This is a genomic window from Streptomyces buecherae, from assembly GCF_014295035.1.
Taxonomy (GTDB): domain Bacteria; phylum Actinomycetota; class Actinomycetes; order Streptomycetales; family Streptomycetaceae; genus Streptomyces; species Streptomyces youssoufiensis.
The window spans coordinates 7,309,977-7,322,123 of record NZ_CP060404.1; the positions used below are offsets into that span (position 1 = coordinate 7,309,977).

Sequence of the window (12,147 nt, forward strand, 5' to 3'; positions counted from 1 at the left end):
ACCGGCGGGACCCGCTCAGCCATCCGCGGCCCGCCCGGGCCGCTCCCACCACCCACGGAGGACCCGATGTCCCAGGCCACCACCCCGACCACCCCCGCGACCGAGGGCCAGGGCCTCGACTACGAGGCCGCCGTCAACCGCTACTTCGCCGCCTGGAACGCCACCGACCCCGCCGAGCGGGAGCGCGCCGTGGCCGCCGCGTGGACGCAGGACGGCTCGTACACCGACCCGCTGTGCGACGTCAGCGGCCACGCCCAGCTCGCGGCCGTGATCACCGGGGCGCGGGAGCAGTACGCCGGCTACACGTTCCGGGGCACCGGCCTCGTCGACGGGCACCACCACATCGTCCGGTTCTCCTGGGAGCTGGTCTCGGACGCCGACGGCTCGTCGCCGGCGGCCGGGTCCGACGTGATGACGTTGGACGAGGACGGCCGCGCCCGCGCCGTGCTCGGCTTCCTGGACCGGGCACCCGCCGCCTGAACGGGCCGGCGCGGGCCGACGCGGGCCCCTGGCGGAGCGGTGGTCGTCAGGGGCGCGCCTCGTGCAGGAAGCGGGCCGTCTCCGAGTCGGCGGGAAGGAAGGTCTCCACCGCCAACTCGGAGACGGTCACGTCCATCGGCGTGTTGAACGTCGTGACCGTCGAGATGAAGGACAGCACCCGGCCGTCGTGCTCGATGACCATCGGCAGCGCGAACGGCACGTGCGTGGCGTCGGAGTCGGTATGCCGGTCGCTGCCCGCCGGCAGCGGATAGGCGCTGACCTCCTCGTACAGCGTGCGCAGCGGCTCCGAGCGGAGCAGCGCGAGCTGGCGCTCCATCTGCTCCAGCAGGTGCCCGCGCCACTGGCGGTAGTTGAGGATGCGGCGCGCGATGCCCTCCGGGTGCATCGTCACGCGCATGGCGTTCACCGGCGGGTGCGTCAGGTGCGCGGGCAGGCCGGCGAGCAGCATCGCGGTGCCGGCGTTGGCGGCCACCACCTCGTACGTGCCGTTCATGACCAGCGCCGGGTACGGCTCATAGGCCGTCAGCAGCCGGTCGAGACCGGCGCGCAGCCCGGACAGCGAGGGGTCGTCCAGCGAGGATTCCGGGTAGTGCGGGGCGTAGCCCGCCGCGACGAGCAGCGCGTTCCGCTCCCGTACGGGTATGTCGAGGTGGTCCGCGAGGCGTAGCACCATCTCCTGGCTGGGGCGGGCCCGGCCGGTCTCGATGAAGCTGATGTGCCGCGCGGACGAATCGGCCCGCAGCGCCAGTTCCAACTGGCTGATGCGGCGCCGGCCGCGCCAACTCCGCAGGAGGTTACCCACACCCGAGCCAACCGTGGCAGTCGTCATCCCCAGACCGTAACCCGTGGCGTGGCACGCTGGTCACCCAGTATCCGCAGTGACGAAGGGGAAGCCCGCATGGCCGCAGAACCGTTGTCCCGGCGAGAGATCGACGCGCGCCTGCGCGAACTGCCCGGCTGGAGTACGGACGGCGACCGCATCACGCGCACGTACGCCCTCGCCGGCCACCCACAGGCCGCCGCCCTCGTCGTGCACGTCGCCCAGCTCCAGGAGGAGCTGAACCACCACGCGGACCTGCTGCTCAGCTACGACAAGCTGACCGTCACGGTGAACACGCACAGCGTCGGCGGCAAGGTCACCGACCTCGACCTCGAACTCGCCCGCCGCCTGGAGACCATCGCCCCCGCCCACGGCGCCCGCTAGACCGCACGGACCTGGCCGCCCACCGCCAGGCACCCACGCCCCGCCAGGCGCCACACGCCCCGCAAGGCACCCCACGCCCCGCCAGGCGCCACACGCACCGCCGAGGTCCCGGACCGCTGTCCCCGGTCCGGGGCCTCGGTGGTTTCGGGGGAGTGCCGCCGGGCCGGCCGTCGGGCCCGGAAGCGGTGTTACTGGACGCGGGCCTCGGCGTCGTCGTCGTCCTCGTCGAAGGGGAGATGGACATCGACGGCGGCGATGTTGACCTCGACGACCTCAAGGCCCGTCATGCGCTCGACGGCGGCGATGACGTTCTCGCGGATGTCGGCGGCGACGTCGGTGATGGGGACGCCGTACTCGACGACGATGTCGAGGTCGATGGCGGTCTGGCGCTCGCCGACCTCGACCTTGACGCCACGGGCGACGTTGGGGCGCCCGCCGGGGACCCGGTCGCGGACGGCGCCGAGGGTGCGGGCGAGGCCGCCGCCGAGGGCGTGGACGCCGGAGACCTCGCGGGCGGCCATGCCGGCGATCTTCTCGACGACGCCGTCGGCGATGGAGGTCTTGCCGCGGGTGGCGGGCTGGCTGTCGGCACCGGACGAGTCCTCGATGGTGGTGGTGCCGGTGGCGGGCTTGCTGTCGCCGGTGCGGGGCTCGTTCACCGCGGGGGTGGCCGTCGTCATGGGGCTCTTCTCCTTGTCTGGTGCTGTCGTCGGCAGCCGATGCCGTCGATGCGGTCACTGCCGGCGATGGAGTCGGTGCGGGTGGGCGGCGCCCCGTCGGGGGCGGATGGCCGGCCGGTGCGCCCGCCGCCGGTACGCGACGCGCCGCGCGGATGGGCCGGCACGTGCTTGGACCCGTCCAGTACCCCGTTCGTCACGCGAGAACCGAGATCTTTCCCCTGAGATGTGCGGAACGTGGCGTGACCCAGCCCACGCGTGACGGGTGAGCCCCCGCCGTGTCGAACCCGGAGAGCGGTGCCCGAGGGAGCAGGCTGTAGCGGTATGGAACGGAGAGGAGCCGATGAGTGCCCGAACCCAGCGACAAGCTGCTGGCCGTCCGGGCCGGGGAAGGCGACGAGGCGGCGTTCGAGTTGCTGGTGCGCCGGCACAGTGGGCAGTTGCTCAGCCTGGCCACCCGGCTCCTCGGCAGCCGGGCGGACGCGGAGGACGCCGTGCAGGACGCGTTCGTGAGCGCGTGGCGCAGACTCCCGGAGTTCCGGGCCGACGCGGCGTTCTCCACCTGGATGTACCGCATCGTGACCAACCGGTGCCTCAACCTGCTCCGCGCCCGCCGACCCACCCAGGACCTCAGCACGGTCCCCGAGCTGAGCGCGCCCGAACACGCGGCGTCCCCGGTGCGCGCCGCCGAGTCCACCGAGGTGGTCCGGGCACTCTCGGACGCGCTCGACGGCCTCACCCCCGAGCAGCGCGCCTGTTGGGTGCTGCGCGAACTGCACGGCCTGTCGTACGAGGAGATCGCTGACGTGACCCACATCAGTCAGCAGGCCGTACGCGGCCGGATCTTCCGAGCACGGCGCTACCTGACGGAGGCGATGGGCGCATGGCGGTAGGCATGAACCCAGGTCCGCCCGGCGACGGGCCGGACCGGGACCACGAGACCACCCACCCCCGACCCCAGCACACCCCGGACCCCACCAGCCAGGTCCCCGAAACCACCCCACGGCCCGACGCCGGCGCGGGCTCCGAACCCGGCTCGCGCTCCGACGCCGTGCCCGACGACCTTCCCGAGACCGATCCCGAGGGCGCGGAGGAGGACGAGATCCTGCTGTGCGGGCGCTCGCTGTCGGCCGTGTGGGAGGCGGAGGAAGCGGACGAGCACACCACCGGCTGCCCCTACTGCCGCGAGGCGCTGACCGGCCTCGGCGTGCTCGACCGGTACGTACGGGAGGCGCGCGCCGAGCGGGAGCCGCCCGCCGAGGCGGTGACGGCCCGGGTGATGAACCTGGTCAGGACCGAGCTGCGGCCCGGCCGGATGCTGCCGCTCGGTGAGCCCGTGGACGACGCGTGGATCGCCGAGGTCGCGGCGGCCAAGGTGTTCCGGGAGACCGCCGAGTCGCTGCCCGGCGTGTTCGCGGGGAGTTGCAAGGTCATGCCGATCGACCCCGCGGCGGCCCGCCGCTCGCTGCTCCCCGGCGGCCCGCGCTACCGGGGGCCGATGCGCGTGGCGCTGGAACTCACGGCGGCGCTGGACTGGACGGTTCCGGAACTGGCGTCGCTCGTACGGCAGTTGATCGCCGATGCCGCGCGGGACGCCGTCGGTATGGACATCGTGGAGATCGACGTGTCCGTCGTGGACGTCCTGGGTGACGACCTCGGCGACGCGCTGGGCGGCGAGCCGCCGTACTCCGACGAGACCCGCGAAAGGAGAGAGCGGTGATCCCCTCGCAGGAGGAAGCCAAGGAGCACACCAGCGTCCTGGAGGCGGCTGCCGACGCCGCCCGCCGGACGCCCGGTGTCGCGTACCTGCGGCCCGGCTTCGGCGACCTGGTGCGCGGCGCCGCGGTGCGCTACCGCTCCCGCGACGACCAGACGCCGGCCGCCCACCGGATAGCGGGCGTCCGCGCGCAGCGCACCGACCCCCCGCGCGGCTGGAACCTGCGCATCCACCTCGCGGTCGCCCGTGGGCACCGCGCGCTCGACGTCGCCCGCGAGGTCCGCACGGCGGTCACCGAGGCCGTGCGGGAACTCGCGGCGGCGTCCGGCGCGCCGGAGCCCCGGGTCAGCGTCACCATCACGGTCACCGACATCGCCTGAGGGGCGGCCCCGGTCCGGGACCGGCGCCGAATGCGGACAGGGCGCCGGCCCGGGCGGTTCGGGTCGGCGCCTCCCGCGTTGCCGAACCAGCAACGATGTTTGCCGGCACATCGCCCCTGGCGGCAGGCTCGTCGCAGGTGGCCGCGCAACGGCCGGTACACCGCGACACCGTCACGAGCCGGAGGCAGCGTCATGACCCAGGTGCACTCCCACCCGCACGCCCAGCAACCCGGGGACCAGCCGCCCACGGGCCAGCACGGGCACGCCCACCACCACGCGGACCTGGACTGGGCGACGGAGGGGCCCCGCCTGGTGCGCGAGGCCGAGGTGTACCAACCCGTCACCGAGCAGGTGCTCGACTGGCTCCGCGACCAGGTGGCCGCGACGGGCAGGCGGCCCGGCGCGGTGCGGCGGGTGCTCGACATCGGCAGCGGCCCCGGGGTCGCCACCTGTCTGCTCGCGGAGGCGTTCCCGGAGGCCGAGGTCGTCGCGGTGGACGCGGCCCAGCCCCTCCTCGACCTCACCGCCGAGCGCGCCGCGCGGCGCGGCCTCGGCGACCGGGTCAGCACGCTGCTGGCCGACCTCCCGGACGGCGTCGCCGGCGCCGCGCCCGAGGAGGCGGGCCATGTCGTGGCCGGCATCGGCGAGGCCGACGTCATCTGGTCCCGCAAGGTGCTGCACCACGTCGGCGACCAGGGCGACATCGTGCGGCGGCTGGCCCGCGCGCTGCGACCGGGCGGGCTGATGGCCCTGACCGAGGGCGGGCTGCCGCTGCGGTTCCTGCCCCGCGACTTCGGCCTCGGCCGGCCCGGCCTCCAGGCCCGGCTGACCACGGCCACCGAGGACCGGTTCGACGGCATGCGGGCCGGGCTGCCGGGCAGCACCCGGGTGGTCGAGGACTGGGCCGGACTGCTCACCGAGGCCGGTCTGCGCGAGGCCGCCAGCCGCAGCTTCCTGCTCGACCTGCCGGCGCCGCTCGGCGCAGACGGGCGCGCCTACCTCGCCTCCGTCCTGTCCCGCTTCCAGGAGCACGCGCCGGAGCTGCTGGGCGCGGAGGACGCGGCCGTGCTCGACCAGTTGCTCGACCCCGTGAACCCCGAGGGCATCGCCCGCCGCCCGGACGCGTTCGTGCTGACGGCCGAGACCGTGCACACCGCGCGCGCGTGAGCCCGGTCGCTACCGGGCGGGCCTGAAGCGGACGACGGGCGCACCCGACCCGTCCCCTCCGCCCCCTCCGGCCTCGCCCGTCGCGTACGCCGAGCGCCGCCGCCCCGGTGCGGGGCGGCGGCGCTGGTGGTGTGGGGCGGGGGCGAGCGGCGCTGGCGTGGGGGCGCGGGCGCTGGGTTGGTGGGGGGCCGGGAGTGCGGGGGCCGACGCGCTGGGCGTCGGCCCCCGGTCGTGTCGCTGGCCGTTCATCGGGTCGGTCAGCGGGTCCGGGTGGTGCGGGCCGGCGGGCCCGCACCACGGTTGGGGGTGGGTCAGCCGGTGACCAGCCTCAGCCCGTAAGCGCTCAGGATCGGGTTGATGGGCTGGTGGTACGTGGTGCCACCGCTGCTGCAGTTGCCGGAGCCACCGGAGGTGACGCCCTGCGCCTGGCTACCGGAGATGTACGAACCACCGGAGTCGCCGGGCTCGGCGCAGACGCTGGTGCGCGTCACGCCGGAGACGGTGCCCTGCGGGTAGCTGACGCTGGTGTTGTGCTGCTGCACGGTGCCGCAGTGCCAGCCGGTGGTGGAACCGGAGCGGCAGATCGAGCCGCCGACGGCCGTCTGCTGCGAGCCGGAGACGGTGACGTTGCCGCTCGGGCCCTTCACCCACGGGCGGGCCGTCCACTGGCTGTTGACGGCGACCCAGGCCATGTCGGCGCCGGGGAAGCGGGACGCCTGGAAGGTGCCCTGCGCCACGCGGTTGTAGCCGGTGGTGGAGGCGCCGGCGCGGCCACAGTGGCCGGCGGTGGCGAAGCCCTGCTGGGTGCCCTTGGTCACCGAGAAGCCGACGGAGCAGCGCGAGCCGCTGCCGATGTAGTAGGCGTCGCCGCCGCGCACGTCGTAGAACGTCTGCGGCTGCTCGGCGGACTTGACCACGCGCACCAGCGAGCTGTCCGCACCGCTCTTGGCGATCAGGGTGCGGGCGGCGGCCGGGTCGGAGGCGCGGACCACGACGCTGTTGGACTTGACGTCCACGTACCAGACCGGGGCGGCCTTGGTGGAGTTGCTGCGGGCCGCCCGGTCGAGCGCGCTCTTCGCGGCGTCCAGTTCCTTCAGGGTGTGCTTGACGACCTGGGCCTTGGCGCCGGTGGCGGAGATGGGCGCGCTGTCGGCCGGGTCGGTGGTGGCGACGACCAGGCGGGCGTCGTCGCCGGTCAGCCAGGAGCCGCCGAAGTCGGCGCCGACCGTGCCGCGGAGCTTGGCCTCCAGGGTGGCGGCCCGGTACTCGTTCGCTATGCGCTCCTTGGCCTCAGTGGGGGTCAGGCCGAGGTCGCGCTCCATCGCCTTGAGCATGCCGGCCGGCAGCGCGGGTGTGGCGCTCTCGGCGGCGACGGTGGAAGCGGAGGAGGGGCCGTTGTCGGCCACGGCAGGGAGGGTGGTCAGGGAGAAGGCGCTCATGGCGATGGCGCAACCAGCGATCAAGCCACGTCTGCGGAGCATCTGGTGTTCTCCTCATGTCGGGGGTGGCGTCACCGTAATCCGGACGCGCTTGGGCGTGGACCTGTCAACTTCCTCATATCACGACGGTATGGCGCCGATCACGCCGTCCGGCCGGTAAGGCCCCGTTGCGGAACGCGGCGTTCGGCCGCGGGCCACGGATCGCCGGCCCCGGATCGCCCCGGCCAGCGGGGTTTCCACACGGCGTACGGGTTCGGGGCCGGCCCCGTGGGACCCGTACTCTCGCGCGCTTTGACAGCCGGGGGCGCGTTATGTCTACAACTTGTCATGACGACATCACCTGTTGATCCGACGGGCAGCCAGTCGGCGCCCGTGAGAATGCCACTGCGCGAAACGCGGAATTTCCGAAACCTCTGGCTGTCCCGGGTGCTTTCCGTATGGGGTTCTTCCGTCACCCTCGTGGCGATGCCGGTGCTGGTGTATCAGGAAACGAAGTCCCCCTTTCTCGTTTCCCTGGTCGCCGCGAGCGAGGCCCTGCCCTACGTCCTGTTCGGGCTGCTCGCCGGCGCCGTCGCCGACCGGGCGCACCGTCGCCGGCTCATGGTCGGCGCCGACCTGCTCAACTGCGCCTGCGTGGGCAGCGTGCCCCTCGCCGCCGCCTTGGGCGCGCTGACGCCCGCCCACGTCCTCACCGCCGCGTTCCTGTCGTCCACGCTGTACGTCTTCTTCGACGCCGCCGGCTACGGACTGGTCCCGGCCGCCGTGGGCCGCGACCGGCTCGCCGAGGCCAACAGCGCGCTGTGGGGCGGCGAGACGGCCGTACGGATCGCCGGCACGGCGATGGCCGGCACCCTGATCGCCGTCACCAGCGCCTCCGGCGCGCTCGCCCTGGACGCGCTGTCCTTCCTCGCCTCCGCGCTGCTGCTCCGGGGCATCGGCTACGCGCCGACCCACCGGGGCGATGGCGCGGCGGACCGGCCCGGGCTGCTGGCGTCCATCCGCGAGGGGGTGCGCTTCCTGTGGGGGCACCCGGTGTTGCGGACCATGACCGTCGCCGGCGGCCTCCAGTCCTTCGCGGGCGGCGCCTTCATCGGCCAGTTGGTCATCTTCGCCGACCGCGAGCTGGACATCGGCGCGTCGGACGCCAGGATCGGGCTGCTCTTCACGTCCTGGAGCGCCGGCGGCATCCTCGGATCGCTGCTGCTGCCACGGTTGCGGCGCCGGGTCAGCGCGCTGCGCATCATGCTGTTCGCGCTGCCGGCGAGCGCGGTGCTCGGCCTCGCGGCCGTGCTGGCCACCGACTGGCGCGTCGCGCTGGTCGCGATCGCCGCATGGGGCTCGACCTACCTGCTGGTCATCGTCAACACCATGACCTACGCCCAGGAGGTCACCCCCGAGGAACTCCAGGGCCGGGTGAACACGACCCGGCGCATGCTGTCGTCCGGCCTCGGCGTCCCGCTGGGAGCGCTGGTCGCCAGTGCGGTGACGGTCGCCGTCCACGTACGCGCCGGGCTGCTCCTCGCCCTGGCCTCGGTGATCGTCTGGGCCACCTACCCCCGGGCGCGCGCCGAGGCCGAGGAAGCGGTCACCTGACGCCGACGGCCCGCCGAAAACGAGAGCCGGCCCGTTCTCGCGAGGCGGGAATCGCGCGACGCGGGCACGACGCCACGATTTCCGCCGGGCCAGTCAGCGCGTACGGAAAAAGCCTCAACCAGCCGCGTTCCGCGTGCCGGGGCCGCGCGTCCCGGGCGAATTCCGCGAGCGTCGCCTCAATTCCGTACGCCTCGGAACTCGACCACCGGCAGATAGGCCGGAGTGAGAGCAGATATGTCGGCGTGAAACGAGAGCGGGTGCGTGACGGCGGCGGGCGGTCAGCGGGAAACAGCGGTCGAACCGGCCCCGGCCGCCCTCTCAGGGCGCGGCCGGGCCGACCGTGGCCGTGCCGAAGGCCGCGCTACATCGCGCGTGGGACCGGAGCCAGGTCGCGTACGGCTCGCTGCGTCGCACCGCGTCCGCGTGCGCCGCCCTGGCGTGCCCCGCGACGGCGGGCGCGGTGTCGGCGGCCGGCGCGCCGGGGTGCCAGCCGATCATGTGCCGCCAGCTCAGCGGCGCCCCGGCCAGCGGCCGGATGACCACGCCGGGCGTCGGCGGGAAGGTGGCCCGGCACAGGCCCACGGCGCGGCCCACCTGGACGAGGTGCACGCAGGAGGCCGTATCGGTCTCGAAGACGGAAACCGGTGTGAAGCCGGCACGTGCGCAGGCCGCCGCGAAGCAGTCGCCGAAACACCCGTCACCGGGCACGTCCGTCCACGACTCCGACGCCAGCGCGCTCAGCTTCAACTCCACCTCGCCGGCCAGCGGGTGGTCCTCGACCAGCATCACGAAGACCGGGTCGGTGCCGATCGGCTGCCAGGTCAGTTGGTCGGCCACCGGCGGCGGGCTCTGCCCGCACACGCCGATGAGCGCGTAGTCCAACCGCCCTTCGACGACCATCGTGCTCAACTCCTGGACGGACCAGGAGGTGTACGTGCTGACCGGGGCGGACGGGTGGGCCGTCGCCAACCGGTCGATGAGGCCGCCGAGGAGTGGCCCGTGGGTGCCGCCGATGCGGAACCGCTGGATGTGCGCCCATGCGTTCGCGAACCGCACGGCCTCCTCCTGCAGCTCGCGCACCGCGGGCAGCAGCACCCGGGCCCGGTCCAGAACCAACTCACCCAGCGGGGTCGGTCTCGCCCCGGTGCGGTCCCGAACGAACAGCGGCCCGCCCAGTGCCCGCTCAATCCGCTTGAGTTGGGTACTGAGGGCGGGCTGCGCGAGTCCTAGTGAGGCTGCGGCCTTGGTCAGCGAGCCGGTGTCGGCTATCGCGCGTATCGCTCTGAGGTGCCGCAACTCAAGCTCCATATGCGAAAGCTATGGCGGCATCTGCGTGGCAGCAATACACGTGCCTGACCTTCTCGCGTAACCTCCCTTTCCGCCACGGCGCCCCGGGGCGGCGGCGGCCTGGCAGGAATGCGGGGGTGTGCTCGGCGAGTTGGCATCTGCGAACCCTGATCAGCGGGGTGGGTGGCGCCCCGCGCGGGGCACCACCCACCCCCGCGCACCGCCATCGAAAGGCAGGACCTGATGTCCACCTCGGACAACTCGGACACGACGACAGCCCCCGCCCCGGCCCCCGTCCCGAACTCGCCGCTCGCCGACCGCACCGTCGTCATCCTCGGCGGCGGCTCCGGCATGGGATACGCCGTGGCGCGCCGCTCGGTGGCGCACGGGGCCCGGGTGGTGCTCGGCGGGCGCACGGCCGACCGGCTGGCCGCCGCTGCCGAGGCACTGGGGGAGCGGGCGAGTTGGCGCACGGTGGACACCACCGACCAGGCGTCGCTGGCGGCCTTCTTCGCCCCGCTGGAGCGCGTGGACCACCTGTTCACGCCGGCCGCCTCCTACCAGACGGGTCCCATGCTGGAACTGGACGACGAGGCGGCCGAGTCGCCCTTCACCTCGAAGTTCTGGGGGCAGTACTACGCGGTCAAGCACGCCGCGCCCAAGCTGGCCCGCGACGGCTCGGTGGTGCTGGTCTCCGGCGCGGCGAGCGTGCGCCCGTTCGGCGCGGCCCCCGCGTACGCGGCGTGCAACGCGGCCGTCGAGGGCCTCGGGCGCGGCCTCGCCGTCGAGCTGGCCCCGGTGCGGGTCAACGTCGTCTCGCCCGGCGCCCTCGACGGCGACCTGTGGGGGCGCCGCCCGGCCGAGGTACGGGAGGAGGGCTTCGCGCGCTACCGCGAGGCCACGGTGCTGGGTCGGATCGGCACGGAGGACGAGGTGGCCGACAGCGTGGTGTTCCTGTTCGGCAACGGCAACATGACGGGCTCCACGCTCTACCCCGACGGCGGATACGCCCTGCGCTGACGACGTGACGTCCGTCCGCGCTGCTCACGGGCGCGCCCCCGCGTGCGGCAGCCCACCTTGGGCAGCGCGCCCGCGCGCGTGGCGGGCCAGCGACGAACGCGCCCCCGCCGCCCGGCCCCGGGAGGGGCGGGCGACGGGGGCGCGTGCTGACGGGGCGCCGGAGGCGCCGACGGTGGGCCGGCGCGGGCATACCGCCATCCCGCCCCGCCGGCTCGGGGCCGCCGCGGGGCGGGGGGGGCGACGGGGTGGGCTCAGCTCACGTCGAAGGTGTCCGGGTCCGGCCCCGTACGCCGACCGGCGTCGAGGCCGGCCAGGGTCGCGAGGTCGTCGGCGTCCAGCTCGAAGTCGAACACGTCGATGTTCTCGCGGATGCGCGAGGGGGTCACCGACTTGGGAATGACCACGTTCCCGAGCTGCAGGTGCCAGCGCAGGACGGCCTGGGCCGGGGACTTGCCGTGCTTGGCCGCGATGGCGCCGATCTTCGGGTCGTCGAGCAGACCCTTGCCGGAACCCAGCGGCGACCACGCCTCGGTGGCGATGCCGTGCTCGGCGTGGAAGGCGCGCAGCGTGCCCTGCTGGAGGTGGGGGTGCAGCTCGATCTGGTTGAGCGCGGGGACCACCGAGGTCTCGGCGAACAGCCGCTCCAGGTGCGCGGGGTGGAAGTTGGACACGCCGATCGCCTTGGCGCGGCCCTCGGCGTGGATCTTCTCCAGCGCCTTGTACGTGTCCACGTAGGCGTCCCGGGCAGGGGCCGGCCAGTGGATCAGATACAGGTCCACGTAGTCGAGGCCGAGCTTGCTGAGCGAGGAGTCGAAGGCGCGCAGCGCCGCGTCGTACCCCTGGTCGGTGTTCCAGACCTTCGTCGTGATGAACAGTTCCTCGCGGGGAATGCCCGACTCGGCGACCGCCTTGCCCGTGCCCTCTTCGTTGCCGTACGCGGCGGCCGTGTCCACGCTGCGATAACCGGCCTCAAGAGCCGTGCTCACCGCGGCGGTGGCCTCGTCGTTCTCGACCTGCCACACGCCGAAGCCAAGCTGCGGCAGCGCGGCGCCGGTGTTCAGGGTGATGGAGGGGACCTTGCTCACGAGCAATCGATCCTTACGTTGGGGGTCGTCGTACTCCAGCGTCAACGCGACGCCCGGTGATCGCATTCCCACCGCGG

Annotated in this window: 13 protein-coding genes; 8 read left to right on the top strand and 5 right to left on the bottom strand. The window is 73.6% G+C overall.

The window, feature by feature from the left end; all coding sequences use genetic code 11:
• Positions 1 to 66: 66 nt before the first annotated feature.
• A complete protein-coding gene (locus H7H31_RS29200) occupies positions 67 to 480 on the top strand; it encodes a nuclear transport factor 2 family protein (RefSeq protein WP_187061029.1) in 414 nt (137 codons plus the stop codon).
• A gap of 46 nt (positions 481 to 526) precedes the next feature.
• Here the strand turns inward: H7H31_RS29200 and H7H31_RS29205 are convergent, their stop codons facing one another.
• Positions 527 to 1,330 carry a helix-turn-helix domain-containing protein gene (locus H7H31_RS29205; protein ID WP_187061030.1) on the bottom strand — a complete coding sequence of 268 codons (804 nt, stop codon included), beginning with the start codon at positions 1,328 to 1,330 and terminating at the stop codon, positions 527 to 529.
• 69 nt (positions 1,331 to 1,399) lie between these two features.
• On the opposite strand from H7H31_RS29205, the gene H7H31_RS29210 reads away from it, so the two are divergent.
• Positions 1,400 to 1,705: a 4a-hydroxytetrahydrobiopterin dehydratase gene (locus tag H7H31_RS29210; RefSeq protein WP_187061031.1), complete on the top strand. Its 306-nt coding sequence runs from the start codon at positions 1,400 to 1,402 to the stop codon at positions 1,703 to 1,705.
• A 188-nt stretch (positions 1,706 to 1,893) separates the two neighbouring features.
• Here H7H31_RS29210 and H7H31_RS29215 read toward each other — a convergent pair whose 3' ends face one another.
• Positions 1,894 to 2,385 (bottom strand): Asp23/Gls24 family envelope stress response protein, encoded by a 492-nt coding sequence (locus tag H7H31_RS29215; protein ID WP_187061032.1) that lies wholly within the window; start codon positions 2,383 to 2,385, stop codon positions 1,894 to 1,896.
• 344 nt (positions 2,386 to 2,729) lie between these two features.
• Here H7H31_RS29215 and H7H31_RS29220 point away from each other — a divergent pair, with 344 nt between their 5' ends.
• The 4 genes from H7H31_RS29220 (at position 2,730) to H7H31_RS29235 (ending at position 5,646) form a co-directional block, all read left to right on the top strand.
• Complete coding sequence (locus H7H31_RS29220; RefSeq protein ID WP_176160799.1) at positions 2,730 to 3,275, top strand: RNA polymerase sigma factor; 546 nt, start codon at positions 2,730 to 2,732, stop codon at positions 3,273 to 3,275.
• A 2-nt stretch (positions 3,276 to 3,277) separates the two neighbouring features.
• Positions 3,278 to 4,102 (top strand): hypothetical protein, encoded by an 825-nt coding sequence (locus H7H31_RS29225; RefSeq protein ID WP_187061033.1) that lies wholly within the window; start codon positions 3,278 to 3,280, stop codon positions 4,100 to 4,102.
• Positions 4,099 to 4,479, top strand: a complete 381-nt coding sequence (locus tag H7H31_RS29230; RefSeq protein WP_232110133.1) for an Asp23/Gls24 family envelope stress response protein — start codon at positions 4,099 to 4,101, stop codon at positions 4,477 to 4,479. Before H7H31_RS29225 ends, H7H31_RS29230 begins: the two co-directional genes overlap by 4 nt.
• Before the next feature lie 192 nt (positions 4,480 to 4,671).
• Complete coding sequence (locus tag H7H31_RS29235) at positions 4,672 to 5,646, top strand: class I SAM-dependent methyltransferase (RefSeq protein WP_187061034.1); 975 nt, start codon at positions 4,672 to 4,674, stop codon at positions 5,644 to 5,646.
• A gap of 311 nt (positions 5,647 to 5,957) precedes the next feature.
• Here H7H31_RS29235 and H7H31_RS29240 read toward each other — a convergent pair whose 3' ends face one another.
• Positions 5,958 to 7,127 carry a S1 family peptidase gene (locus tag H7H31_RS29240; protein WP_187060398.1) on the bottom strand — a complete coding sequence of 390 codons (1,170 nt, stop codon included), beginning with the start codon at positions 7,125 to 7,127 and terminating at the stop codon, positions 5,958 to 5,960.
• A 336-nt stretch (positions 7,128 to 7,463) separates the two neighbouring features.
• Between H7H31_RS29240 and H7H31_RS29245 the strand changes: the two genes are divergently transcribed.
• Positions 7,464 to 8,678, top strand: a complete 1,215-nt coding sequence (locus H7H31_RS29245; protein WP_187060399.1) for an MFS transporter — start codon at positions 7,464 to 7,466, stop codon at positions 8,676 to 8,678.
• Between the two features lie 318 nt (positions 8,679 to 8,996).
• Here H7H31_RS29245 and H7H31_RS29250 read toward each other — a convergent pair whose 3' ends face one another.
• Positions 8,997 to 9,986, bottom strand: a complete 990-nt coding sequence (locus H7H31_RS29250) for a LysR family transcriptional regulator (RefSeq protein ID WP_176160794.1) — start codon at positions 9,984 to 9,986, stop codon at positions 8,997 to 8,999.
• Positions 9,987 to 10,208: 222 nt separating this feature from the next.
• Here H7H31_RS29250 and H7H31_RS29255 point away from each other — a divergent pair, with 222 nt between their 5' ends.
• On the top strand, positions 10,209 to 10,985 hold the full coding sequence (locus H7H31_RS29255; protein ID WP_187060400.1) for an SDR family oxidoreductase: 777 nt from the start codon (positions 10,209 to 10,211) through the stop codon (positions 10,983 to 10,985).
• 251 nt (positions 10,986 to 11,236) lie between these two features.
• On the opposite strand, the gene H7H31_RS29260 is transcribed toward H7H31_RS29255, so the two are convergent.
• Positions 11,237 to 12,070 carry an aldo/keto reductase gene (locus H7H31_RS29260; RefSeq protein ID WP_197995974.1) on the bottom strand — a complete coding sequence of 278 codons (834 nt, stop codon included), beginning with the start codon at positions 12,068 to 12,070 and terminating at the stop codon, positions 11,237 to 11,239.
• Positions 12,071 to 12,147: the final 77 nt, after the last annotated feature.